This is a genomic window from Pseudonocardia sp. ICBG601, from assembly GCF_020496245.1.
Genome location: NZ_JAHLJA010000006.1, coordinates 1 through 24,023, shown reverse-complemented (window position 1 = coordinate 24,023; position 24,023 = coordinate 1). Strand labels below are relative to the sequence as shown.

Here is a 24,023-nt window from a genome sequence, read left to right as displayed (position 1 = left end):
GCGACGAGCGCAGGACGGCACGGGCGGAACCCGCTCTCCCCTCGATCATCGACGGCCTGTCGGTGCCGCTCGCCCGGTCGCGATCAAGGCTGCGGGGCGAAGTGGGTCCGCACCGCGTGCCCGAACCACTGGTCACGGAACGCGGCGGCAGCCCGGCTCGCCGACGCCTTCGGAACGAGCACGTCGAAGCCGTGGTAGGCGCCGGCGAACTCGCGGAACTCCACCGAGACGCCGGCCGCACGCAGGTTGTCCACGTAGTGGACGGTCTCGTCCCGGAACGGGTCGAGACTGCCCACGAAGGTCATCGTCGGAGGGAGCCCGGCGTGGTCCGTCGCCCGCGCCGGAGCCGCGTACGCCGGAACGTCCGCGGAGCCGTACAGGTCGCCGAGGTACAACCGCCACGCCGACCGGTTGGTCACGGAGTCCCAGACCGGCGCGTCGTTGTCCCGCCCGGACTCGGTCTCTCCGCGATCGTCGATCATGGGGTACAGCGGCATCTGGAAGGCGACGGCGACCTCGCCCTCGTCGCGCGCGTAGAGCGTCGGCGCCGCGGTCAGCCCGCCGCCCGCGCTGCCGCCCGCGACCGCGATCTGGTCGGGCCGCACGCCGAGCCGGACGGCGTTGTCCCTCAGCCAGAGCAGCGCCGCGTAGGAATCGTCGAGCGCGGCCGGGTACGGCGCCACCGGGCTGAGGCGGTAGTCCGGTGAGACGACGACGGCGCCGCTCCCCGCGATCAGGGGCCGGAGGGAGAACGCCTCGAACTCGGGGGCTCCCGTGGCGTACCCGCCGCCGTGGAGCCAGAGCAGTCCGGGAGCATCGGGCCGGGCGTCCCGCGCCCGGTAGACCAGGATGCGCAGCCGCGACCCGTCCGGCCGCCGGATCCACTCCTCGCTGCGGACCAGACCGGCGGGCACCCGCCTGCGCAGCAGCCGGTCGACGGGCCCGGGGAGGGCGCTCGATCGGCGCAGCTGCTCCTCGGTCCGTGCGGACCGGATCCTGCGGATCAGCGTTCCGCGACGCCGCAGCTCCGGGTCGATCTGCGACGGGTGTACGGGCATGGCGGCCCTCCTCGTGGGGTCGGTCGCGTGGCTCGCGTCGTGAGACCGTGGCCCCACCATAAGCAGTGGGGCCCTCCGTTCAGCCGCTGAAGTGCACCGCCGACGGTGACACGCACCGGCGGTCCTGACCCCGGGCCGTCCACGGAGCCGCGGAGCAAAGAAGGGCGTGACCGCGAGCGGCCCACGTCATCGGAGCGCCCGGGTGACGACCGGTCCCGCGCCGGTCACGCGTCGGCGGGCCGGTCGGACCGGCGCCACCGGAGGTGGGAGACACGGGCGAGCAGCACGGCCGTCCCGGCCACCACCAGGGCCACCGCGAGCACGGTGGTCATCGGCAGCAGCCACGTCACGTACAGGGCCGCGCCCCACCCCGTCAGGCCGGTCGAGGCACCCACGACGAACGGGAGAGCCGTCCCCACGACGACCGGGAGGACGGGGACCACCAGCCGCCACCGGGCCCGGCCGCGCCGGACGGCCCACCGGCGCGCCCGCCACACCCCCGTCGCACCGAGCAGCAGGACCGTCGTGGTCAGACCGGCCAGGACGAGGTCCACCGCGGTGAGCGGGTTCGTCGCACCCGCGGGGACACGTCCCTCGGCGACGGCGACGAGGGCGGCGGTGAGCTCGGACGGCGCGCCACCGGAGTTCGTCAGCACGACCGCGGCGACGCCGGCGTCGCGGAGGGTGATGTCACCGGTGAACGTGGCCAGCGTGCCGCCGTGGCCGACCGCGGGCGACGTGCCGGGAAGCGGGACCTCTCGCCAGCCCAGGCCGTAGCCCTGGGCCCCGGGCTGTGCGGTGTGGGTCTCCCGCAGCGACTCCGGGGTGAGCAGCCGCCGTCCCGAGGCCGTGGTGCCGTCACCGGTCTGGAACCGTGCCCAGGTCGCCATGTCGGCCACGGTGGAGACGACGCCGCCGTTCCCGGCGCACAGGCCCGGGAGCTCCGGCACGGCCACCCGCACCGCGAACGCCCCGATGTGCCCGGGTGCGAGGTCGGGCGGCTGCTGGTCGCACCGCACCGTCGAGGTCGTCGAGGTCATGCCGAGCGGGGCGAGGACCTGCTCGGCGAGGTGGGTGTCGACGTCCTGGCCGGTCACTCGCTCGACGACGCGGGCGGCCAGGACGTAGTTGGTGTTGTAATACTCGAACCGGGTGCCCGGCTCGGCGACCAGCCCCACACCCCGGAGGTCGGAGACGACCTCCGCCGTCGAGCCGGCGACCGGCAGCGCGTACTCGTCGTAGCGCTCGTTCGACAGTCCCGAGGTGTGGGAGAGCAGGTGCCGCAGGGTCATCCGGGCCGAGCGGGGGTCGCCGAGGTCGAGCTCGGGCAGCAGCTCGCCGACCGGCTGGTCGAGCCGGACCCGTCCGGCGTCGACGAGCCGCATCACCGCGACGGAGGTGAACGCCTTGCTCATCGAGGCGATCCGGAAGCGGGTGTCCTCGGTGACCGGCTCGCCACGACCGTCGGTGCCGCGGAGCAGGAACCGGGTGCGGCCGTCCGGCGTGAGCACGGCGGCGGCGAGGCCGGGGGGATGGAACGCTCCGACGTAGTCGTCGACGACGGCATCGTCGCCGAGCCGTGTGGTGGCCGCGACGGCCGGGGCGGCCGCCCCGCACAGCAGGGCGACCATCGTGCTCACCACGACGGCCGCGACGCGGACTGCTCGGACACCGGATCGTCGCACCGGACACCTCCCTCGGGCGCACCGGACCGGCGCCGTTCCCGACGATCGTCGAACCGGCCGGGGCGCCGGACATCCGGGACGACCCTCGTCACCCGCCGGGGATCACGTGTCCGGGTGATCCCGGGGGTGTCCCGGACCCGCTCCGACCGTCCTCGGTGGACGCTTCGGGCGTGGACTGGTTCGGGAGCGCGATCACGGCCGTACTCGGGACGCTGCTGCTCAGCGGGGTGGTGAGCCGCCCGCTGCAGCTCGACTTCTCGGTGTCGCGCCGTCTCGCGGCCGGTGCCGTCGCGTTCGGGGCCGCCGTGCCGATCATGGAGGCGATCACCCCGGCCGCGGTCGCGGCCACGGCCACGGCCACGGCCACGGCGATCCCCGCACCGTTCCCGTTGCTGTGGTACGTGCTGCTCGGCGGCATGCTGGCGACGCTGCTCGCCATGGTGCTGCTGGTCCTGGCCGAGGTGCTGGTGCCCAGCGGGTCGCTGCCCGGGCCGGTCGCCCTGGTCCGCAGTCTCCCCGGCCGGCGGTCCCGTGCGCGGCGCTTCGCGGCGATCACCCGGATCCTGCTCCGGCGCGGCCTGGCCGCGTACGTGTTCACCCGTCAGCGTCCCGATCTCGCCACCCCGGAGGGCCGGACCCGGCTGGCCCGGTCGGTCCGCGCGGCGCTGGAGGACGCGGGCGTGTCCTTCGTGAAGCTCGGTCAGATCCTCGCCACCCGGCCGGACCTGCTCCCGCCCGAGTTCGTCGACGAGCTCACCCACCTCCAGTCACGGGCACGCCCGGTGCCGTGGAGCGCGGTGGAGACCGTGATCCGGACCGAGCTGGGCGCCGACCCCGCCACGGTGTTCTCCCGGATCGACCCCGAGCCGCTCGCGACGGCGTCCATCGCCCAGGTGCACACCGCGACGCTGCTCGACGGCGGCGATGTCGTCCTCAAGGTGCAGCGGCCGGGGATCGCCCCCGTCGGCGCCGACGACATGGAGATCCTGGCCCGGCTCGCCCGCCGCCTGGAGCGGCGCGCGTCGTGGGCGGCGCGGCTCGGCGTCGTCGCGCTGGTCGACGGTTTCGCGGCGTCGCTGCGCGAGGAGCTGGACTTCCGGATGGAGCGGCGCAACCTCGCCGCGGTCGACCCGGGGCCGGCCGCCGTGGTCCGCACGCCTGCGGTGTACGCACAGCACAGCACGGCCCGGCTGCTGGTCCTCGAGCGGATCCACGGCCGACCGGTCACCGAGGCCCCGCCGCAGCTGCGACCCCGGTTCGCGCATGCGCTGCTGGAGGCGCTGCTCACCCAGATCATGGTCGGCGGCCGCTTCCACGCCGACCCGCATCCGGGCAACATCCTCTACACCGACACCCCCGACGGAGCCGGGCAGCTGGTCTGGCTCGACCTCGGCTCGGTCGGTGTCCTCGACGCCGGTCTCCGGGCGTCGCTGGTCCGGCTGCTGGTCGCCGTCGACGGCGGCGACGCGTCCGACGTCCGGGACGTCCTGCTGGAGATCGCGGACGCCCCCGACGCCCTCGACGAACGCCGCCTGGACCGCGACCTCGGCCGGTTCCTCGCCCGGTTCACCGCCTCCGGGGGCGGGACCGACCCGGCCGTGTTCGTCGACCTCGTCCGGATCCTCGCCGACCACGGCGTGACCGCCCCGCCCGAGCTGGCCGCGGTGTTCCGCGCGATCGGCACCCTCGACGGCACGCTGACCGCGCTCGACCCGGGGTTCGACCTGGTCGCCGAAGCCCGCCGGTACGCCACCACCCGGCTGACCACCGGCACCGACCCCGACGACCTGAGGCGGCGGCTGACCACCGAAGCCGTCCTGCTCCTGCCGATGCTGCGGCGGCTCCCGCACCGCGTCGACCGGATCGTCGGCGCGCTGGAGGCCGGCACCCTCACCGTCCGCGTGGCCCCCCGGGCGGGGCACCTCGCCCGTCCGGCGGCCGGTGTCGTCGGCCAGCTCGTGACCAGCGCACTCGCCGCCGCGACCGGGCTGATGGCGGCACTGCTGCTGACCGCGCCGACCGGTCCCGAGGTCGGACCCGGCCTCGCGCTCAACGGCCTGCTCGGCTACCTGCTCCTCATGGTCGCGGCCGTGCTGGGGCTGCGTGCCCTCGTCCGTTCCTACCGGACCTGAGACCGCGGCGCGGCGGCGCTCGGCGGGAGACGGCCGGTCACTCGCGACGCAGGAAGAACAGGAACGGCTGGGCCAGGCCGCGCATGTCCATGGCGCCGAGCACGGTGTCGTCGTCGACGCGGCGGAAGACGTCGTGGATCGGCAGGTCGTCGTAGCACATGGTGGCGCTGGCGACCCCGCGGTACTCGGTGATGCGCAACCGCGCCTTCGGGGCCCGGGTGGCGAGCGCGGGGCCCGCGGTGCGGGCGATCCGCGCGAGGGTCGCGTTGCGCAGCGCGGCCGGGTAGCGCAGCAGCGCGGGCAGCGGGACCAGGGCGGGGTTGAGGGAGAACCGGCCGCCGCGGGGGTGGTCCATGACGAGCGGGTGGACGTCGTCGACGCCGTCGAACCGCTTGCCGTGCCAGCCGAAGCGGGCCAGCAGCCCGTCCATCGGGTTGCCGGTGGGGATCTCACCGCCCGACCAGTCGCCCAGCATCTCCTCGACCCCGACGGCGGGCAGCGCGTCGAAGAAGCCGAGGCCCTCCTCCAGGGTGGCGCCGTGCGCGAGGTGTCGGAGCGTGTCGGCCGGTGCGGTGCTGGTCATCGCGAGCTCTCCATCGAAACGTCGGCGTGTCGATCAACGGTACAACCCGCACCCCGCTCCGCCCCTGCTCGCGGGGTACCGGGTTACCGGGTCAGCTCAGGGCGGAGCCCTTCGTCTCCGGCAGGGTCAGCACCGCGACGAAGGAGATCACCGCCCCGACGGCGACGTAGACGAAGAACAGGATCGCCAGGTCCGCCTCCTGCAGCGAGGCGATGACCAGCGGCGCCGTCCCGCCGAACACGGCGACGGTCAGGTTGTACCAGGCGCCGATCCCCAGGGCGCGGACCGTCGTCGGGAACAGCTCGCTCATGATCGCCGGCGCGACCGAGGTCATCGCCGTGTAGAGCCCCAGCCCGACGGTGAACACGACGAACATGTTCCAGAAGCCGGGCCCGATGAGGAACGACAGCGGGACGACGAGCAGCGCGGTGGCCGCGGACCAGACGAGCATCTGGGGTCGGCGGCCCCAGCGGTCGGCGGCGGCCCCCATCGGGTACTGCAGGAGGACGAAGATCGCCGTGGCGATCGAGAGCGCGAGGAACACCTCGGTCGCGTCGGCGCCGCGGGAGCGGGTGGCGAACGGCGTCAGCGCGGAGAAGAACGTGTAGTAGCAGAGGGTGTGCAGGATCGTGAAGCCGACGAGCTGCGCCACCGCCTTCGGGTGCTCGCGCAGGGTCAGCAGGAGCGGGTTGCGGATCCGGGCCGCCGACTCCTTGTTGTCCTCGAACTGCTCGGTCTCGCTCATCTGACGGCGCATCCAGAGCCCGATGACGCCGAGCACCCCGCCGAGCAGGAACGGGATCCGCCAGCCCCAGGCGGCGAGCTGGTCGTCGGTCAGCGTCGCCGCCAGCACGAAACCGGTGAGCGAGGCGAACAGCACCGCGGTGCCGGTGGAGATGTAGAAGAACGACGAGTAGCGCCCGCGCCGCTCACGGGGGGCGATCTCGGCGAGGTAGGCCGAGGCGTTGGAGACCTCCCCGCCCAGCGACATGCCCTGCGCGATGCGGGCCAGCAGCAGCAGGACCGGGGCGAACCAGCCGATCATCGAGAACGTCGGCAGCAGGCCGATCACGAACGAGCCGCCCGCCATCAGCAGGATCGTCACCAGCATCGCGGTCCGACGACCCTTGAGGTCGGCGAACCGGCCCAGCAGCAGACCGCCCAACGGCCGGAAGAAGAAGGCCAGCGCGTAGGTCGCCAGCGTCGCGATGAGCGCGGCCCTGTCGGCCGGGAAGATCTGCGTCGCGAAGTAGATCGAGAACGTCGCGTAGATCGTCCAGTCGTACCACTCGACCGCGTTGCCGATGGACGCCGCGACGAGCGTCCGGACCGGAAGACGGTGACGCTCCGTCGTTCCGGTGCTGGCTGGCTGGGACACGGTTCCCCCTGACGTGTCGGCCGAACGGTCGGCGAACCGTATCCGGTGCGGCCCGACAAATCGACCGGACCGATCGGGAGAGGAACGAACCGAGTATCGCTGCCGCGCGCCGGGCACCCCATCATCACTTCTCGGTAGACCGGGCCGGGCGGTCCGGTGCCGCCCCACGACCCCGGAGGATCCCCGCGATGCCACTGTCCACCGCCACCGACGGCTTCCGGCTGGCCTACGACCGCCACGGCGAGCCCGGTGCGCCGCCGGTCCTGCTGCTGCACGGCTGGCCGGGCGACCGGACGGACATGGCCGCCGTCGCCGCACGGCTGGCCCCGGCGCACGACGTGGTCGTCCCCGACCTTCGCGGGTTCGGCGCGTCCGAGAAGCACGACCGCGACCCGGCCGAGCAGTACTCGGCGGCCGCGCAGGCACGCTCGCTGACCGCGCTGCTGGACGAGCTGGACCTGTCCGGGGTGGTCGTCGCGGGCTACGACGTCGGCAGCCGCGTCGGCCAGCAGATCGCCGCGGACCGGCCCGACCTGCTGCGCGCGCTCGTCGTCACCCCGCCGGCGCCCGGTGTCGGCAGGCGGATCCTGGGCGAGGACCCGGTGCGCGAGTTCTGGTACCAGTCCTTCCACCAGCTCGACCTGGCCCGCGAGCTCGTCGACGGCGACACCCGTGCCGCCCGCGCGTACCTGCGCCACTTCTGGTCGCACTGGTCCGGGCCCGGGTTCACCCCCGACGACGAGCGCCTCGACCACCTCGCCGCCGTCTACGGGGCGCCGGGCGCGTTCGTCGCGTCGATCAACTGGTACCGCTCCGGCGGTGGCGCGGTCGCCCGCTCGCTGGCCGAGACCGCGCCCGAACCGGCCGACCGGGTCACCGTCCCGACGGCGTTCCTGTGGCCCGAGCACGACCCGCTGTTCCCACGCGACTGGTCCGACCGGCTCCCGGAGTTCTTCACCGAGGTGACCGTCACCGCCGTCGACGGCGTCGGGCACTTCGTCCCGGTCGAGGCGCCGCAGGTGTTCGCCGACGCGGTGGCCGCGGCGGCCGCGCCGCCGCGGACGGTGCACTGATGGGGACCCCGCGGGTGCGCGACGACGGCCCCGTCCGGACCGTCACCCTGGACCGCCCCGACGCCGCGAACGCCCTGCACCTCGTCGACGTCGACGCGGTCGCCGCGGCCGTCACCGACCTCCCGGACCGGGTGCGGGTCATCGTGGTCACCGGGGCCGGGGACCGGGCCTTCGGCGCCGGGATGCACCTCGACGCCTTCCGCGACGCCGACCCCGGCGACGGTCGCGCGATCATCACCCGGCTCGCGGCCTGCCTGCGTGCGGTGCGCACCGCGCCGGTCCCGACCATCGCCCGGCTGAACGGCGCCTGCCTGGGTGCCGCGTTCGAGCTGGCCATGGCCTGCGACCTGCGCGTCGCCCACACCGGGGTGCGGGTGGGGCTGCCCGAGGTGCGCCTCGGGATCCCCTCGGTGGTCGACGCGGCGCTGCTGCCCCGCTACGTCGGCGCCGCGCTCGCCCAGGAGATGGTCCTGACCGGCAGCGTGCACCGGGTCGACGAACCCGGGACGGCCCCGCTGGTGAACCGGCTCGTCGACTCCCCCGCCGGGCTCGACGCCGCCGTCGACGAGCTCGTCGCGGCCCTGCTCGCCCCGACCCGCGAGGTCCTGGCGGCGCAGAAGGAGCTGCTCGAGACCTGGCGCGAGCAGGGCATCACCGGATCGGTGGAGGCCAGCGTCGACACCTTCGCGGAGGTGTTCGCGCTGCCCGCGACCCGCGCCGCGATCGCGCGGTACCGGCCGTAGGGTCGCCGCCATGGCCGTCACGACCAAGATCGCCGACCTGACCGGGCCCGGGCACACCGACCGGTTCGGGATCGGCGGCACCGACCTCGGCATCCTCGCCACCGCGCCGGACGGGCGCCTGGTCGCCGTCTTCGGCGACACCTTCGAGCGGGCCGGCGTCGGCGGGCCCGGCTGGCGCTCCCCGGTCGTGCTGTTCGCCGACCCGGACGGGTTCCGGACCGGCCTGCGCTGGACCGGCTCCGGTGGCGACACCGCGGACTACGCCTGCCGGCTCGTCAGCAAGCCGGCGACGAACTGGTTCCGGCTGCACCGCCGCGTCACCACGATCCTGCCCGCCGACGTCATCACCGTCGGCGACACGATGTACCTGCACGTCATGGCCAACAAGGGCCTCGGCAACGTGCTGTGGAGCGAGATCATCGCCTCCCGCGACAACGGCGTCACCTGGGAGCGCACCGGCTGCGACTGGCCCGGCGACCACCACGACGGCCTGTTCCAGCAGCTGACCTGGTGCGACGGCGGCGACGGGTACGTCTACGCCTACACCACCGGCTTCCAGCGCCGCGACGGTCTGCTGCTGCACCGGGTGCCCGCCGACCGGATCACCGACCGCGACGCGTGGGAGCCGTGGGGCTTCGCCGGGGAGCGCTGGGACTGGGGCAACCCGCCGACGCTGACGCTTCCGGGTGCCTTCGGCGAGCTCAACCTGCGCCGGGTCCCGGGCCCGGACGGGCGCGAGCACCTGCTGCTCACCGTCTTCGACGCCGGGAACTACCGGATCGACACGCTGCTGCTCGATCGGCCGAACGCCGACCTGCACCGTGCCCCGCGGACCACCGTGCTCACCGGCTGCGGCTGGGACGACGAGGACCACGCCACCGGCCGCGTCGCGCAGCTCTACGGCGGCTACGTCGTCCCCGGCTCGACGCTCGACGACCTGCACCTCGTCGTCAGCCAGTGGAACACCACCACCCACTGGCCGTACCGCGCGATGCAGTTCCGGACGGACGTCACGGAGCTGCTGCGGACGGAGCAGTCCGAGGTCCGGTCGTCATGAGAAGTGGGTAACGGGGAGCTGGTCCTGCAGGCCCGCCTCGACGACGTCGACGCTCCCGCCGCCGTCCGGCGGCTGCGCCGGGTCGTGCCGCGGCTGCTGACCGGGTTCCCCGGTGTCGTCGTCGCGGCCGCCCCCGGGCCCGCGCTCCGGCCGAGGAGGCCGTGGCGATGCCCCGGGGTCAGCCGGGTTCCTGCCCGCCGGGCGGCAGGAGGCTGAGGTACCAGCGGCCCGCCTCCTCGGTGACCGACAGCGTCACCAGCACCGGACCCGAGCGGATCTCGACCCGGTCCGCTCCGGTGGGCAGCACGACGGGTGACCCGGCCGCCTGCAGGCGTTCGACGTAGTCGTCGGCGAAACCCCGGTCCGGGGCGTCGAACAGCAGCTCGTGCAGCCGAGCACCGCCGTCGGGGCTCCGCAGCGCAGCGCCGGCACGGTCGTAGAGCGCAGCGGGGTCGTCGGCGCCGCGCTCGCCCGCCGCCGCGATCAACGCGACCGTCCCGACGATCCACACCCCGACGAACGCGACGGCGATCCACCCCAGCAGGGTGCGGGTGCGCGCAGGACGTCTCATCAGGGCGACAACTGTGTCATACCGGACACCCGCACACCGGACACCGTCGGCCGCCGCACACCGGTCGCCGTTCACCGGGTCGTGCCGATGCTCACCCGAACCCCGCGGGTACCCCCGCTCGTAGATCCGGGTGGAGGTGGTCGACGGTGGCCCGATGGTGGCGACCCGTGCTGCTGGTGACGCTGGTGATCGCGGGCTCCGCGGTCCTGCTGGTCACCGGCTGGCCGACGGTCGAGGGCGTCCGTGCGACGACGGCGGCCGCGGGCTGGGCGGCGCCGGTCCTGTTCACGCTGCTGTTCGTCGGGTTCACCCTGGTCCCGGCGCCCGCGACCGTGATGGGCATCGCCGCCGGCGTCCTGTTCGGCCTGCCCGTCGGCCTGGCGACGACGATGACCGCGGTCGCCGCCGGCTCGCTGATCGGCTTCGTGCTGTCGCGGACGCTGGGCCGCGAGGTCGTCGCCGGGATCGGCAGCGCCCGCATCCGCCGTCTCGACGCACGGCTGCGCCGGGGCGGGCTGTGGGCCGTCGCCGGGGGCAGGCTGCTGCCGGTGATCCCGTTCCCGGTGCTCAGCTACGCCTGCGGGCTGACCGCGATCCGGCTGCGCGACTACCTCGCCGGGTCCGTGCTGGGCGTGCTGCCCTCGGCCGTGGCGTTCGTGACCATCGGCGCCTACGGCGGGGACCCGGGCTCGGTGCCGTTCCTCGTCGCGGTCGCCGGGCTGGTGGTGCTGACCGTCGCGGCGCTGGTGGCGTCCCGGACACGGCGGCGGGCCGGGAGGACGGCCGGGCGGACGGCGACGGCACCGGTGCCGCCGGCCCCGGTGGCCTGACCCGCCACGGCCGGCCAGCCGGTCCTCACGCGGGCGGTGTGCCCGCCGTCGCGGCGTCTCGCTCGGGACGGCCCGGCAGCACCAGGTTCAGCAGCACTGCCACCACCGCCGTCACGACGACGCCGGACTCCAGCAGCGGGCGCCACTGCCCGGGCACCAGCGCCAGCAGGTTCGGCACCGACGCCAGGCCGCGCCCGAGCCCGACCGACAGCGCGACGACCACCAGGGCACGCTGGTCGAGGCCGCGCTCGGTGAGCATCTGGATCCCGATGGCGCACACCATTCCGAACAGCAGCACGACCCCGCCCCCGAGCACCGCGGGCGGCGTCGCCCCGATCACCGCCGCGGCCTTGGGCAGCAGCGCCATCGCGACGAGGACCCCGGCCGCGATCGTCACCACGTGCCTGCTCATCTGGCGGGTGAGCGCGATGAGCCCGATGTTCTGGCTGAACATGGTGGTGGGCAGCGCGGAGAAGACCGCGCCGAGCAGCGCGCTGCCGCCCTCGGCGAGGATCCCGCCGCGCAGCTCCCGGGTGGTGGCGGGGCGCCGGGCCCCGGCCTGGGTGACGGCGTTGACGGTCCCCACGGAGTCGACCATGTTGACCACGCCGACGACGGCCACGGTCAGGATCGCGACCACGTCGAAGCTCAGCCCGAACGCGAACGGCGTCGGGAACGCCACCCAGCCCGCGGGCCCGACCCCGGCCAGGTCCACCATGCCCAGCGCCAGCGCGACGAGGTAGCCCACGACCAGCGAGATCAGCACCGCCGCCGTGCCGAGCAGCCCGCGCCCCCACCGGTTGAGCACGACGGCGAGGACGAGCACGAACGCGGCCAGCCCCAGGTTCGCCGCGGCGCCGAAGGTCGGCGAGCCCGCCCCGCCCGCGGCGAGGGTGAACGCCGACGGCAGCAGACCGAGCCCGATCACCAGGATGATCGTGCCGGTGACCAGGGGCGGGAACAGCCAGGCGATCCGGTGGATGTTCAGCGCGATCACCACCTGGACGACCGCGGTGACCAGCACCGCGCCCCATACCGCGGCGAGCCCGCGCTCGGCGGCCAGCGGCACCGCGACCGAGATGAACACGAACCCCGAGCCCATCATGATCGGCAGCCGGCCGCCGACGATGGAGAACCCGATGGTCTGCAGCAGCGTCGCGAGGCCGGCGCACAGCAGCGCCCCCTGGATGAGCAGGGTCCGCTGGGCCGGTGTCGCCTCCACCGCGGCGGCCAGCAGGAACGCCGGGGTCAGGTTGCTGGCGAACATGGCCAGCACGTGCTGCAGCCCGAGCGGGACGGCCTCGCGCAGCGGCGGCATCGTCTCGATGTCACTGCGGTCCGGCGTGGGCGCGGGTCGGGGTGCGGTGGTCGCCATCGCTCCTCCTCGGTCGGATGCGACGACGGTGCCCCGTCCGGATGACACCCGTGTGACGCGCCGTTACAGCTGTTTCGTCCGGTTCGGGGGACGCCGGCCTCGCCCGGCGGCGCTCAGGTGCCGATCGCCCCGGACAGGGTCGCGGCGAAGGCCCGGACGTCGTCGAGCAGCAGGTCCGGGGCCTGCAGCGCGGCGAAGTGCCCGCCGCGGTCGTGCTCGGTCCAGCGCACCACCCGGTGCGAGCGCTCCACGAACGGCCGCACGGCGTGGTCGCCGAGCAGGTTCAGCACCGCGGTCGGCACCCCCGACGGCGGGCGGGTCTCCCGGAACGCCGTGGGCGCGATCTCCCGGTACAGGCGCATCGCGGACCCGGCGGTGCGGGTGAACCAGAAGCTCGCGACGTCGGCGAGGTAGGCGTCCGGGTCCACGGGGGTCTGCCGGGTCGTGTCCGGGTCGTAGTCGACGAACCACTCGAGGTGCCAGGCCAGCAGCCCGACCGGGGAGTCGGTCATCGCGTAGCCGAGCGTGGACGGGCGGGTGCTCTGGATCGCGGCGTAGCCGCTGCGCCCGGGCCAGGTCTCGCCGAGCTCGGCGACACGGGCCCGCTCGGCGTCGGTCAGGCCGGCGAGCGGGTCGGCCGCCGACGGGTCGGGGGACGCGCCGACCAGCGCGTTGAGGTGCACCCCGAGCACCGGCCGGGATCCCGGCGGGCGATCTCGGGCGCGATCATCGAGCCGTAGTCGCCGCCCTGGGCCAGGAAGCGGTCGTGGCCCAGGGCCGACATGAGGTCGGTGAGGCAGCGGGCGTGCCGGTCGACGTCCCAGCCGAGGTCGCGGGTCGGACCGGAGAACCCGAACCCGGGCAGTGACGGGGCGACGACGTGGAACGCCGGGAGCGTCGCGTCCCCGGGTTCGGTGAGCGGCCCCAGCAGCCCGAGGAACTCCGCCGGGGTGGACGGCCAGCCGTGCACCAGCAGCAGCGGGACGGCATCGGGCCGCGTCGAACGGCGGTACAGCGCGTGCACCCCGGCGTGGTCGGGGGTGTCGACGACGACGGAGTCCGCGGCCAGCCGCTCCTCCACGGCCCGCCAGTCGAAGCGGTGCCGCCAGCGGTCGGCGAGCTCACGCAGGTGACCGGGCGGGACGCCGTAGGACCACCCCGCGCCGGACGGCACGTCCGGCCAGCGGGTGTCGTCGAGGCGGGCGTGCAGACGGTCGATCTCCGCCTGCGGGACGGGGAACGGGTTCGGTGCCAGCGGTGCCGTCGGTGCCATAGGTGCCATGGCGCCGACCGTGGCACCGAACCCGGACTCCTCCGGTCCGCGTGCCGCGGTCAGGCCGAGACGACGGTCCCGACGTGCTCCCCGGCGAGGGCCTTCGTCACGGTCCCGGCGACGGTGCCGTTGACGATCTGCACCGACCGGACGTGCCGGGCGCGCTGCAGCGTGCGCAGGGCCTCCCGGTCGATCGGCAGGGGCCGGGCGGGATCGGCGAGCAGGTCGGCCGCGGTCGCCGTGCGCAGCACGGTGCCCCCGTCGAGGCCCCCGTCGAGCACGCCGTCGACGTCGCGGACGTAGGTCAGCGACGCGGCACCCCAGGCGTCGGCCAGCAGCAGCGCGCCGGTGTCGGTGCGGTGCGGCGGGATCTTCCCCGCCGCCGCGGGCAGCTCGTGCACGCCGTAGGGCGGGTAGCCGTTGGTGACGGCGGCGTTGGACGCGGCCAGGTGCACCGGGAGCTGGTGGGCGACCGTGTCGTGCCCGAGGTAGGCGACGCCCTGCTCGGCGAGCAGCGCGGCGACCAGATGCCCGTTCTGCTCGGCCTCACGACCGGCGATCTCGGCGAGCGCACCGGTCGGCAGGCCCAGGTCGAGGCCGACGCCGAGCGCGTGCCGGGCGCGGATCCCGGCGCCGGTGGCGATCAGCAGCGGGTCCCCGGAGATCGCGGCGCGCAGCTCCTCGACGATCGGCAGCAGCACGTCGCGGCCGCGGTCGATGATCGAGCGGCCGCCGAGCACGACGACGCGCAGGCGGGGCAGCATCCGGATGACCGGCTGCTGCTGGTCGACGGGGCGGACCTGCTCGCGGTCGAGCAGGGTCTGGCGGGCCAGCGGGGACTCGACGTCCTTGGGTGGGTGGTGCTCATCGGGCGTCTCCCGCGGTGATGATCGTGCCCACGTGCTCGCCGGCGAGCGCGCGGTGAGGTTGCCGGGCTTGAGACCGTTGACGATCTGGATCGAGCGGACGTGCGTCGCGTGCCGCATGAGCTCCAGCACCGGGCGCTCGACGATCAGGTCGGGGAGGTCCCGCTCGATCAGCTCGTCGACGGTGATCTCCGGGATCAGCGTCGCCGACGGGTCGTTCTTCGGGTTAGCGGTGTAGAGGCCGTCCTCGTCCTTGACGAAGATCATGTTCTTGCAGCCGTAGGTCTCGGCGACCAGGTAGCAGCCCGCGTCGGTGCGGTAGGGCGGGATCACGCCCTCGTCGGCAGGGGCTGCCACATCGCGTACGGCGGCATGCCCGCGAAGATCGCCGCCCGGACCTCGGACAACGACAGGGGCAGCGCGTCGAACCCGCCCCCGGCGACGACCGGCACCCCGTGCCGGGCCATCAGGTAGCCGAGCATGGTGGCGTTCTGCCCGGCGACGGCGCTGCCGACCGAGCTGAGCACACCGGTGGGCAGGCCGAGCTCGGCGGCCAGGGAGTACGCGTGCCGGGCGCGGGTGCCGCCGCCGGTGCCGATCAGCAGCCGGTGCGTCGACCGGGCCTCCAGCAGCTCCTCGACCAGCGGGAACACCGCCTCACGGCCACGGTCGATGAAGCTCTGTCCACCGACCTTGACCACCGACACGTCGGGTAGGACCCGGGTGTCGGACGTCCGCTCGGTGGCCGCGGCGAGCTCCGGGTCATCGAGCGACCGGGTCAGCAGCAGCGACTCGAGCTCGGCCGCGCTCGCGGCGTGCGTCATCGCATCTCCTCGTGTTCGGGTGCGCGCACCCGGACGGGCCGCGCGGTCGAGGCGAACCTAGCGACTCCGGGCAGCGTCGTGCCGCCGACGCCACGGGCGCCATCGGCCGGGCTGCGGTACCGGACCCGGGCGGCGCTCCGTCGGCGCGGCCGGTCGCGCTCGACCGGCCCGCATCCGCTGGTCACGACGCCGTCCGGGTGATCCCTGCCACTGGCCGGAGCCCGCTCCGCAGCTCCGGCCCACTCCGCGCTCCGCCCCCGCACCCACGGCACACCCCCGCTACGCGCGGCGTCGCACGGCTTCCGGCCCCGCCGCTCGCATCCCGACGCCGGGCACGAGCGGACGGGGGCGATACGGTCGGACGGGTGCAGGGCAGCGCGCCAGCACTGCGGCACGGCGGCACTGCGGCACGGCGCCTCAGACGCGCAGGCGGAACGTCCCGGTGGGCGCGTCGAAGGCCAGTTCGTCGGTGTCGAACGCCGCCCCCACCGCACCGGAGGCGGCCAGCTCGCCGGGCGTCCCCGTGCGCAGCGCGCCGGCGCCGTCGAGCAGCCAGGCCCGGTCCGCCAGGCGCAGCGCCGGTTCCAGGTCGTGGGTGGACAGCAGCACCGCGAGGTCCTGCTCCCGCGCGAGCCGGCGCAGCGTCCCGAGCAGCGCGACCCGGGAGGAGACGTCGAGGAACGCGCTCGGCTCGTCGAGCAGCAGCAGCGACGGCTGCTGGGCCAGTGCGCGGGCGACCATCATCCGCTGCCGCTCGCCGTCGGACATCCGGGCCAACGGACGTCCGGCCAGGGGGCCGGCGCGGACCGCGTCGATCGCGGCGTCGACGGCGGCCTCGTCCCCCGCGGTGAGCACACCGGCGGCGCCGGTGTGCGGCAACCGCCCCAGCTCGACGACGTCGCGGCCGGTCAGCTGCCCGGGGTCCGGCCGGTCGGTCAGCACCACACCGACCCGGCGGGCCCGTTCGGGCGGCCGCAGCGCCAGCAGGTCGGTGCCGTCGAGGGTCACCGCGCCGCCCAGCGCGGGCTGCAGCCCGGCGAGCGTCCGCAGCAGCGTCGACTTGCCCGTGCCGTTCGCCCCGAGCAGCACGGTCAGCTCGCCCCGCGCGGCGACGGCGTCCACCCGGGACAGCACCGGGCACACCCGGGCCCGGCGCAGCGCCCCGCCCTGCGCGTACCCGGCGACGAGCCCGGTCAGCACCAGCCCGGCGTTCACCAGGCCGCGCCCAGGCGTCGGGAGCGCAGCAGCACCGCGATCACCACCGGTGCCCCGACCAGCGAGGTCACCACGTTAAGCGGGATCACCGTGCCGACCCCCGGCGGGTTCGCGACGACCGCACACGCCAGCCCGACCAGCGCACCGGTCAGCGCGGTGGCCGGGACGAGCACCCGGTGCCGCGAGGTGCCGACCGCCAACCGGGCCAGGTGCGGCACGGCGATGCCGAGGAACCCGATCGGCCCGCAGAACGCGGTGACCGTCCCGGCGAGCACCGCGGCGACCCCCAGCACTGCCAGCCGCACCCGGGCGACGTCGACGCCTGCGGTGCGGGCGTAGTCGTCGCCGAGCAGCAGTCCGTCCAGCGGCTTGGCCAGCACGAGGACCCCCACCAGCCCGGCCGCGACGATCCCACCGAGGATCGGCAGCTCGCCGCGGCCGACGCCGGACACCGAGCCGAGGCCCCACATCAGGTACTGCTGCGCGGTGCGCGGGTCGGTCCAGACCAGCAGCAGGCTGACCACCGAGGTGACCGCCGACCCCAGCATCACGCCGATCACCAGCAGCGCGGTCACCGACCGGGCGAACCGCGACAGCGCCAGCACCAGCGCGAGCACGGCGGCGGCACCGACCGCCGCGGCCGCGACCGTGGTGAACCGTCCCCCGACGACCGGTGTTGCCCCCAGCCCGCCGGTGGCGAACGCCGCGGCCCCCGCAGCCGCCCCGAGGGTGGTCACCAGCGCGACGCCGAGCCCGGCGCCCGCGCTGACCCCGAGCACGTAGGGCTCGGCCAGCGGGTTGCGGAACAGGGTCTGGGTGAGCAGCCCCGCGGTGCCCAGCCCGACACCGACGGCCGTCGCGGTCACCGCCCGCGGCACCCGCAGGTCGGTGACGAGCAGGTCGAGCCGGGCGTCGGGGGTGCCGGTGCCGAACAGCGCCGACAGCGTCCGGTCGAGCCCGATCACCACCGAACCGGTCGACACGGCGAGGGCGAACAGCACGACGACCCCGGCCGCGAGCAGCACCAGGACCAGCGGTGCGCGGCGTCCCGAGCGCTGCCCGGCCCGGTCCGAGACCCGGCTCGCCGCGGCGGGCGACGCCGGTGCGGCCGGCCTCATCCGGCGGGCACCTGCCGGTAGTAGGTGAAGGCGTGGCCCGGCAGGACCCCTGGGTGCAGGATCGCGACGAGGTCGGCGAGGATCTCGTCCTGGTGCAGCGCGCCGCGCTCGTAGAGGGGGTTGCCGCCGTCGGGGGTGGTGGCCCTGTCGCGGGTCCACAGCTGCCCGCCGGGGCGGACCGCGGCGAGCGAGGACAGCCGCGGGTCGACCGCGGCGACGTCGGCGGTCGTGGCGAACGGGCCGTCGGCGAGCCAGATGCGGGCGTCGCCGTCGTCGGCCAGCACCCGCTCCAGCGATTGCGCCTGGGTGCCGGTGCCCGGCATCCCGGCACCCAGCCAGGTGGCACCGGCGTCGCGGAAGAGAATGCCGGCGGTCGACTCGGCGGCCGGGACGTTCCAGGTGCCCTGGTAGGGCTGACCGGCGACGATCGGGGTCGGGGGCAGGCCGCGCACGCGACCGGCGAGATCGGCGTAGCGGCCCGCGATGCCGTCGAAGATCTCCGCGGCGCGGGCGTCCTGACCGGTCAGCGCCCCCGCGACCTTGATCCACTCGGCCTGGCCGAGCGGGCCGGTCTCCAGGTAGTCCGCCCAGCCGACCACCGGGATCCCGGCCGCGGACAGTGCCGGGAACGCCGCGTCGTCGGTCCCGGCCGAGAGCACGACCGGCGGCGCGGCGGCCACGACCGCCTCGGCGTCGATCGTCGAGTTCGGCGCGAAGTCGACGGCGGCCCCGGAGGCGACGCGGGCACGCACGGCCGGGTCGGTGACCAGCGCGGCCCCGCCGACGCCGGTGATCCGGTCGAGCCCACCCAGCTCGGTGATCATCGGCAGCTGGGTGGTCGAGCCGGCGAAGATCCCGCTCACCGGGGTGTGCACGACCGGGGCCCCGGCGAGTGCTGCGGGCAGCGCCGGGTCGCCCTGCCCGCAGCCGACGAGCACCACCGACTGCGGCTGCCCACCCGGGAAGGGCGTGCGGACGGTCAGGACCCGGTAGCCGTCGCCGACGGTGATCGTGACATTGGTGGCGTGGGTGAAGGCGACCGTGTCGTCCGTGGCGGACGCGGCGCCCGGCACGCAGTCCTGCGCCGCGGCGCCGGCCCCACCGGGGGCGGGCGGTGCCGTGGCGGGCGCGGAGCACCCTGCGACGACGGCCAGTGCGAGCAGGGCCGCGAGGACCCATCGATGACGCGTCACCTGAACAGTCTCACATATGTGGATCAGGCCCCGACGAAGGCGGAGAGCCCGTCCAGGAGCCGGTCGACGTCGTCGTCGGCGGTGTAGCAGGCCAGCCCGATCCGCAGGGAGCCGGTGTCCCCCAGGCCGAGCCGCCGCGAGCACTCCAGCGCGTAGAACGACGAGGCCGGCGCCGCGATCCGCCGCTGCGCCAGGTACCGGTAGGCCTCGACGGGGTCGCGGTCGTCGAAGGTCACCAGCAGGGTCGGGGTCCGCCGGGCCGCCCGGGACCGCACCGTGACCCCGGGCAGCGCGGCCAGGTGGGTCTCGATGCGCTCACGCAGCGGGCGCTCGTGCTCCTCGACCGCCGCCATCGACGCCAGCAGGCGCGCCCGGCGGTCCCCGGCCGCCGACGGGTCCAGCGCGGCGAGGAACTCGACGGCCGCGGTGGTGCCGGCGAGCAGCTCGTAGGGCAGGGTGCCGAGCTCGAACCGCTCGGGCACCGCGTCGCTGGACGGCGCCAGCTTCGCCGGGCGCAGCGTCTCCAGCAACGCCGGGTCGGCGGCGAGCACCCCGCAGTGCGGGCCGAGGAACTTGTAGGGCGAGCAGGCGTAGAGGTCGGCGCCGACCGCGGCGAGGTCGATCGGTGCGTGCGCGGTCAGGTGCACGCCGTCGACCATGAACAGCGCCCCGGCGGCGTGCACGGCGGCGGCGATCGCGGGCAGGTCGGGGCGGGTCCCGACCAGGTTCGACGCACCCGTCACCGCGACGAGCCGGGTGCGGTCGGACAGCAGCGGCGTCACGTCGTCGAGCTCGGTGGTGGCGGGGTCGAAGTCCAGCCACCGCACCGTCGCCCCGGCGGCCTGCGCGGCGATCACCCAGGGGCGGATGTTCGCGTCGTGGTCGAGGCGGGTCACGACGATCTCGTCGCCCGGCGACCAGGTCGCGGCCAGCGTCCGGGCGAGGTCGAAGGTCAACGCGGTCATGCTGCGCCCGAACACGATCCCGCGCGGGTCGGCGCCGAGCAGGTCGGCCATCGCGGCGCGGGCGCCGACCACGATCGCGTCGGCGGCGCGCTCACCGCTGGTGACCGTGCCGCGGTTGGCCAGCGGGGAGGTCATGGCGGCCGCGACCGCCCCCGCGACCGAGTCCGGGACCTGGGAGCCGCCCGGCCCGTCGAAGTGGGCGATCCCGGCGCGCAGGGCGGGGAAACGGCTGCGGACGGCGGCGACGTCGTAGCTCATGACCGCACCCTGTCACGCCGGCGCCCGGCCCACGCCCGGACAACGAACACATGTCATCGGGGTGTCGTACCGCCCGTGTGGGTGACACGCGGGCCATGATTCCTCCCATGTCGAGGTCCTGGGAGCACTCGCGCGGGCGCCACGCCCCACGTCGACGGCGACGCTCGGTGCACCGTCGCGCCTGGGCGGTGCTCGCGACCTCGCTGGTCGCACTGGTGGTCCTCGTCGCGGGCGGGACCGCCGCGATGGCGGGCGGGCGGATCGGTGACGCCGTCGGCGGCGGCGTCGACTCGCTGGCCCGCAACCTCGCCGGCGCCGTCGACCGCCTCCGGCCGGCCCCGGCCGTGCCCCCCGCACCCCCGGTCCCCGAGGTCCTCACCAGTGTCCCGGCCGGTAACGCACCGGTCGCTCCGCGCGGCCCGGTCCGCACCGAGGTCAGCACCGGGACCCTCGAGGGCGTCGCGCTCACCGCCGACTCCGACGACGGACCGGTCACCGTCGCGGGCACCCTGTCCCCCGACGGCCGCAGCTGGACCGCCACGGAGCCGCTGGACTTCGCGACCACCTACCACTGGTCGGGCAGCTGGGTGCTGGGCCCGCAGGACCGTCGCCCGGTCCCCGCGGCCCCGTTCACCACCGTCGACCCGGACGACACCGTCGACGCCACCATGAACATCCGCGACGGCGGCGAGGTCGGCATCGGCGCCCCGGTCGTGCTCGCCTTCGGCGAGAAGCTCCCCGACGCCGCGAAAGCCACCGTCGAGCGGGCGCTGAGCGTCACCACGTCGCGGCCGGTCGAGGGCGCCTGGGCGTGGCTGCCCGACACCGCCGAGGGCTCGCGGGTGCACTACCGACCGAAGTCCTACTGGCCCGCGCACACCCGGGTCCAGGTGCGGGGCGCGCTGCGTGGACTCGACCTCGGCGACGGCACCTTCATGACGAAGGACCTGGACCGGACGTTCACCGTGGGGCGCAGCCAGGTCGTGAAGGCCGACACCCGCAGCCACGCGATCGTCGTCGTCCGCGACGGGAAGGAGATCGCCCGCTACGACGCGTCCTACGGCCTGGAGTCCGACCCCCGCCGGGTGACGCGCTCGGGGATCCACGTCGTCATGGCCAAGTCGCAGAAGGTGCTGATGAGCAACCCCGACTACGGCTACGTCGACGAGCCCCAGTTCTGGGCGGTCCGGATCTCCAACAACGGCGAGTTCATCCACGCCAACCCCGCCTCGTCGTGGGCGCAGGGCAGCCGCAACGTCAGCCACGGTTGCATCAACCTGTCCACCCGCGACGCCAAGGAGTTCTTCGCGAGCACGACCTTCGGCGACCCGGTCGAGGTGACCGGCAGCTCGCAGCCGCTGACCGCCCGCGACGGCGACCTGTACGACTGGACGATCCCCTGGGACGAGTGGCGCTCGCTCAGCGCCCTGTCCTGACCCCGCTGTCCCGAGCCGCTACCGGATCCGGCGATCCTGCCCGGCCCACGCCTCGTCGCGCAGGACGAACTTCTGGATCTTCCCGGTCGAGGTCTTCGGCAGCTCGCCGAAGGTGACCCGCTTCGGTGCCTTGAACCGCGCCAGCCGCCCCCGCACGTGCTCGACGATCTCGTCCTCGGTGGCGCTCTCGCCCTCGCGCAGTGTCACCCAGGCGGCCGGGACCTCGCCCCACCGCTCGTCGGGGACGGCGATCACCGCGACCTCCAGCACGGCCGGGTGGTCGGCGATGGCCTGCTCCACCTCGACGCTGGCGATGTTCTCCCCGCCGGAGATGATCACGTCCTTGGAGCGGTCCCGGAGCTCGACGTAGCCGTCGGGGTGCATGACGCCGAGGTCGCCGGTCCGGAACCAGCCGTCCGGTGCGGCGTCGCGGGTGGCCTGGTCGTCATCGAGGTAGCCGAGCATGACGTTGTTGCCGCGCAACGCGATCTGGCCGGTCGTCGCCCCGTCGCGCGGGACGTCGGCACCGTCGTCGTCGATCACCCGGACGGCACAGGCGATCATGTTCCCGACGCCCTGGCGGGCCTTCATCCGGGCCTGCGCGTCGGCGTCGAGGTCGCTCCACTCCGGACGCCAGTCGCAGATCATCGCGGGGCCGAAGGTCTCGGTGAGCCCGTAGAGGTGGGTCACCTCGAACCCGAGCTCGGCCATCCGGCGCAGGATCGCCGGGCTCGGCGGCGCTCCCCCGGTCGCGACGGCCACCGGCGTCTCCACCGGCCCGGCCTCCGGCGCGTAGGCGATCATCGACAGCACGGTGGGGGCGCCGTTGAGGTGGGTGACGCCCTGCTCGCGCACGAGCTCCCAGATCCGGGACGGCTCGACCTTCGGCAGGCAGACGTGGGTGGCGGCGGCCGCGGTGACCGCCCACGGGAAGCACCAGCCGTTGCAGTGGAACATCGGCAGCGTCCACAGGTGCACCGACGACGCGGTCAGCCCGGTGTGCCCGACCATGGCCAGCGCCTGCAGGTAGGCGCCCCGGTGGTGGTACATCACGCCCTTCGGGTTCCCGGTCGTCCCGGACGTGTAGTTGATCGACAGCAGGCCGCGCTCGTCGGCGGGACGCACCGCGGTGGGCTCGCCGTCGGCGACGAGGCGCTCGTAGTCCGGGCCGACCCGCACGGTGTGCGGCGGGGTGTCGAGGCGGGCGAGCACCTCCGCGACGAGCTCGTCGAACACCGGGTCGGCCACCAGCACCGAGGCGCGCGAGTGCTCCAGGATGTAGGCGACCTCGCCCGCCGACAGCCGGGTGTTGACCGAGACCAGCGCCGTCCCCGACCACGGCACCGCGTGCGCCGCCTCCAGCCCGACGTGGGTGTTCGGCACGAGGACCGCGACCGGGCGCCCGTCGTGCAGCGCGGCGAGCGAGCCCGCCAGGCGCCGGCAGCGGTCGCGGAACTCGGTGTAGGTGAACCGCAGGTCGCCGTCGACGACCGCGACCCGGTCGCCGTGCGCCGCCGCGGCCCGGTCGAGGAACGCCGTGGGGGTCAGCGGCTCGAACGACAGGTCCGCCAGATCGGCCGGGACACCCGCCGGGTGCGTGGGGACGGGAGCCTCGTCGGTCATCCCCCGAGCCTCCCCCGGCGACGCGGACGCGCGCAATGTCGCCGCCCCGCGACCCTCCGTCGCGCGAGCCCCCTCCGCCGCCGCGTCGGTGATCGCCCGCCCGATCCCCCGCCGCCCGTCAGCCCCACCTGCACGCTCACCGTCCGCCTGGCCCGCCTCCCGCGGTGCCCACCGTGCGCGCTGCTCCACCGACCCCTCGCTGCTCCACCGGGCGCGCGCCGATCCGTCGGGCGCACTGTGATCCGCTGGCGCACGGTGATCTCCCAGCCGCACGGTGATCCGCTGGCCGCGCGGTGATCCGTCGTCCGCGCGCGTCCGGACACACGCGCGGAGCGGATCAGCGCGCGAACTGTCGATCACCGACGCGTCACCGAATCTGTGCCTCGGCCCGCCGTGCCGGAGTCGACGCGCCGTGCCCGAGCCCACGCGTCGCTCCACCGGGCACGGCTATCCGCCGTGCGCGTGCTGATCCACCGCCGCGCGGTGGTCCACCGGGCGCGCGGTGATCCGCCGGGCGCGCGGTGATCCGCCGGGCGCGCGGTGATCCGCCGGGCGCGCGGTGATCCGCCGGGCGCGCGGTGATGCGCCGCCCGCGCGCGTCCGAACACACGCGCGGACTGTCGATCACCGGGGTGCCGCCGGGACTCCCCCCCGCCCCGTCGTCCTGGGTCGCCGGAACACCCCCGTCGTCGCGGGCTGTATTACGTTCGCCGTGGAAACGAAGCTCGTCGGGAGGCGGACGCGATGGCGTGGGACTTCAGTACCGA

The 24,023-nt window shown here is 74.9% G+C and carries 22 protein-coding genes; 7 read left to right on the top strand and 15 right to left on the bottom strand.

Annotated elements, in window-relative coordinates; all coding sequences use genetic code 11:
• Positions 1-83: 83 nt before the first annotated feature.
• Complete coding sequence (locus KPL57_RS05900) at positions 84-1,058, bottom strand: alpha/beta hydrolase (protein WP_226350823.1); 975 nt, start codon at positions 1,056-1,058, stop codon at positions 84-86.
• 224 nt (positions 1,059-1,282) lie between these two features.
• A complete protein-coding gene (locus KPL57_RS05895; RefSeq protein ID WP_226350822.1) occupies positions 1,283-2,743 on the bottom strand; it encodes a serine hydrolase in 1,461 nt (486 codons plus the stop codon).
• 170 nt (positions 2,744-2,913) lie between these two features.
• On the opposite strand from KPL57_RS05895, the gene KPL57_RS05890 reads away from it, so the two are divergent.
• A complete protein-coding gene (locus tag KPL57_RS05890; protein WP_226350821.1) occupies positions 2,914-4,875 on the top strand; it encodes an AarF/ABC1/UbiB kinase family protein in 1,962 nt (653 codons plus the stop codon).
• Between the two features lie 37 nt (positions 4,876-4,912).
• On the opposite strand, the gene KPL57_RS05885 is transcribed toward KPL57_RS05890, so the two are convergent.
• Together KPL57_RS05885 and KPL57_RS05880 are read right to left on the bottom strand one after the other, a co-directional pair.
• Positions 4,913-5,458, bottom strand: coding sequence for a DUF4334 domain-containing protein (locus tag KPL57_RS05885; protein ID WP_226350820.1), 546 nt, complete (start codon positions 5,456-5,458; stop codon positions 4,913-4,915).
• A gap of 91 nt (positions 5,459-5,549) precedes the next feature.
• Complete coding sequence (locus KPL57_RS05880; RefSeq protein WP_226350819.1) at positions 5,550-6,836, bottom strand: MFS transporter; 1,287 nt, start codon at positions 6,834-6,836, stop codon at positions 5,550-5,552.
• Between the two features lie 188 nt (positions 6,837-7,024).
• Between KPL57_RS05880 and KPL57_RS05875 the strand changes: the two genes are divergently transcribed.
• The 4 genes from KPL57_RS05875 to KPL57_RS05860 are packed head-to-tail and all read left to right on the top strand — an operon-like array spanning position 7,025 to position 9,925.
• Positions 7,025-7,909 carry an alpha/beta fold hydrolase gene (locus KPL57_RS05875; RefSeq protein ID WP_226350818.1) on the top strand — a complete coding sequence of 295 codons (885 nt, stop codon included), beginning with the start codon at positions 7,025-7,027 and terminating at the stop codon, positions 7,907-7,909.
• Complete coding sequence (locus tag KPL57_RS05870; RefSeq protein ID WP_226350817.1) at positions 7,909-8,652, top strand: enoyl-CoA hydratase/isomerase family protein; 744 nt, start codon at positions 7,909-7,911, stop codon at positions 8,650-8,652. The genes KPL57_RS05875 and KPL57_RS05870 overlap by 1 nt, the downstream gene beginning before the upstream one ends.
• Before the next feature lie 10 nt (positions 8,653-8,662).
• Positions 8,663-9,709, top strand: coding sequence for a DUF4185 domain-containing protein (locus tag KPL57_RS05865; protein WP_226350816.1), 1,047 nt, complete (start codon positions 8,663-8,665; stop codon positions 9,707-9,709).
• Positions 9,710-9,712: 3 nt separating this feature from the next.
• On the top strand, positions 9,713-9,925 hold the full coding sequence (locus KPL57_RS05860; RefSeq protein WP_226350815.1) for a hypothetical protein: 213 nt from the start codon (positions 9,713-9,715) through the stop codon (positions 9,923-9,925).
• On the opposite strand, the gene KPL57_RS05855 is transcribed toward KPL57_RS05860, so the two are convergent.
• On the bottom strand, positions 9,888-10,280 hold the full coding sequence (locus KPL57_RS05855) for a hypothetical protein (protein WP_226350814.1): 393 nt from the start codon (positions 10,278-10,280) through the stop codon (positions 9,888-9,890). The two genes, KPL57_RS05860 and KPL57_RS05855, sit on opposite strands and share 38 nt — an antisense overlap.
• 167 nt (positions 10,281-10,447) lie before the next feature.
• Here KPL57_RS05855 and KPL57_RS05850 point away from each other — a divergent pair, with 167 nt between their 5' ends.
• Positions 10,448-11,110, top strand: coding sequence for a TVP38/TMEM64 family protein (locus KPL57_RS05850; protein ID WP_226350813.1), 663 nt, complete (start codon positions 10,448-10,450; stop codon positions 11,108-11,110).
• 25 nt (positions 11,111-11,135) lie between these two features.
• Here KPL57_RS05850 and KPL57_RS05845 read toward each other — a convergent pair whose 3' ends face one another.
• The 9 genes from KPL57_RS05845 to KPL57_RS05805 all read right to left on the bottom strand — a co-directional run bounded on the left by KPL57_RS05845 (position 11,136) and on the right by KPL57_RS05805 (position 20,197).
• The gene (locus KPL57_RS05845) at positions 11,136-12,485 is read right to left on the bottom strand and encodes a uracil-xanthine permease family protein (protein WP_226350812.1); all 1,350 of its coding nucleotides are present in this window, start codon (positions 12,483-12,485) and stop codon (positions 11,136-11,138) included.
• A gap of 113 nt (positions 12,486-12,598) precedes the next feature.
• The gene (locus KPL57_RS05840; protein ID WP_226350811.1) at positions 12,599-13,177 is read right to left on the bottom strand and encodes a hypothetical protein; all 579 of its coding nucleotides are present in this window, start codon (positions 13,175-13,177) and stop codon (positions 12,599-12,601) included.
• Positions 13,102-13,758, bottom strand: coding sequence for an epoxide hydrolase family protein (locus tag KPL57_RS05835; RefSeq protein ID WP_226350810.1), 657 nt, complete (start codon positions 13,756-13,758; stop codon positions 13,102-13,104). Before KPL57_RS05835 ends, KPL57_RS05840 begins: the two co-directional genes overlap by 76 nt.
• Before the next feature lie 59 nt (positions 13,759-13,817).
• Complete coding sequence (locus KPL57_RS65940; protein WP_308252790.1) at positions 13,818-14,981, bottom strand: hypothetical protein; 1,164 nt, start codon at positions 14,979-14,981, stop codon at positions 13,818-13,820.
• A complete protein-coding gene (locus KPL57_RS05825) occupies positions 14,954-15,448 on the bottom strand; it encodes a hypothetical protein (RefSeq protein ID WP_264197793.1) in 495 nt (164 codons plus the stop codon). Before KPL57_RS05825 ends, KPL57_RS65940 begins: the two co-directional genes overlap by 28 nt.
• 417 nt (positions 15,449-15,865) lie before the next feature.
• Positions 15,866-16,663 carry an ABC transporter ATP-binding protein gene (locus tag KPL57_RS05820; protein ID WP_226350809.1) on the bottom strand — a complete coding sequence of 266 codons (798 nt, stop codon included), beginning with the start codon at positions 16,661-16,663 and terminating at the stop codon, positions 15,866-15,868.
• Entirely contained in the window at positions 16,660-17,781 is a 1,122-nt protein-coding gene (locus KPL57_RS05815) for an iron ABC transporter permease (RefSeq protein WP_226350808.1), read from the bottom strand. The genes KPL57_RS05820 and KPL57_RS05815 overlap by 4 nt, the downstream gene beginning before the upstream one ends.
• A complete protein-coding gene (locus tag KPL57_RS05810; protein WP_226350807.1) occupies positions 17,778-18,974 on the bottom strand; it encodes an ABC transporter substrate-binding protein in 1,197 nt (398 codons plus the stop codon). Before KPL57_RS05810 ends, KPL57_RS05815 begins: the two co-directional genes overlap by 4 nt.
• 23 nt (positions 18,975-18,997) lie before the next feature.
• Positions 18,998-20,197, bottom strand: a complete 1,200-nt coding sequence (locus KPL57_RS05805; RefSeq protein WP_226350806.1) for a cysteine desulfurase-like protein — start codon at positions 20,195-20,197, stop codon at positions 18,998-19,000.
• A 107-nt stretch (positions 20,198-20,304) separates the two neighbouring features.
• Between KPL57_RS05805 and KPL57_RS05800 the strand changes: the two genes are divergently transcribed.
• Positions 20,305-21,633, top strand: coding sequence for an Ig-like domain-containing protein (locus KPL57_RS05800; protein ID WP_226350805.1), 1,329 nt, complete (start codon positions 20,305-20,307; stop codon positions 21,631-21,633).
• Positions 21,634-21,651: 18 nt separating this feature from the next.
• Here KPL57_RS05800 and KPL57_RS05795 read toward each other — a convergent pair whose 3' ends face one another.
• Positions 21,652-23,256 (bottom strand): AMP-binding protein, encoded by a 1,605-nt coding sequence (locus tag KPL57_RS05795; protein ID WP_226350804.1) that lies wholly within the window; start codon positions 23,254-23,256, stop codon positions 21,652-21,654.
• Positions 23,257-24,023: the final 767 nt, after the last annotated feature.

Bases quoted from the DNA above. Each gene is read 5' to 3' on its own strand.
- KPL57_RS05900 (WP_226350823.1), bottom strand. From the start codon at position 1,058: ATGCCCGTACACCCGTCGCAGATCGACCCGGAGCTGCGGCGTCGCGGA.
- KPL57_RS05885 (WP_226350820.1), bottom strand. From the start codon at position 5,458: ATGACCAGCACCGCACCGGCCGACACGCTCCGACACCTCGCGCACGGC.
- KPL57_RS05875 (WP_226350818.1), top strand. From the start codon at position 7,025: ATGCCACTGTCCACCGCCACCGACGGCTTCCGGCTGGCCTACGACCGC.
- KPL57_RS05870 (WP_226350817.1), top strand. From the start codon at position 7,909: ATGGGGACCCCGCGGGTGCGCGACGACGGCCCCGTCCGGACCGTCACC.
- KPL57_RS05865 (WP_226350816.1), top strand. From the start codon at position 8,663: ATGGCCGTCACGACCAAGATCGCCGACCTGACCGGGCCCGGGCACACC.
- KPL57_RS05855 (WP_226350814.1), bottom strand. From the start codon at position 10,280: ATGAGACGTCCTGCGCGCACCCGCACCCTGCTGGGGTGGATCGCCGTC.
- KPL57_RS05845 (WP_226350812.1), bottom strand. From the start codon at position 12,485: ATGGCGACCACCGCACCCCGACCCGCGCCCACGCCGGACCGCAGTGAC.
- KPL57_RS05835 (WP_226350810.1), bottom strand. From the start codon at position 13,758: ATGGCACCGACGGCACCGCTGGCACCGAACCCGTTCCCCGTCCCGCAG.
- KPL57_RS05825 (WP_264197793.1), bottom strand. From the start codon at position 15,448: ATGACGCACGCCGCGAGCGCGGCCGAGCTCGAGTCGCTGCTGCTGACC.
- KPL57_RS05815 (WP_226350808.1), bottom strand. From the start codon at position 17,781: ATGAGGCCGGCCGCACCGGCGTCGCCCGCCGCGGCGAGCCGGGTCTCG.
- KPL57_RS05805 (WP_226350806.1), bottom strand. From the start codon at position 20,197: ATGAGCTACGACGTCGCCGCCGTCCGCAGCCGTTTCCCCGCCCTGCGC.
- KPL57_RS05800 (WP_226350805.1), top strand. From the start codon at position 20,305: ATGTCGAGGTCCTGGGAGCACTCGCGCGGGCGCCACGCCCCACGTCGA.
- KPL57_RS05795 (WP_226350804.1), bottom strand. From the start codon at position 23,256: ATGACCGACGAGGCTCCCGTCCCCACGCACCCGGCGGGTGTCCCGGCC.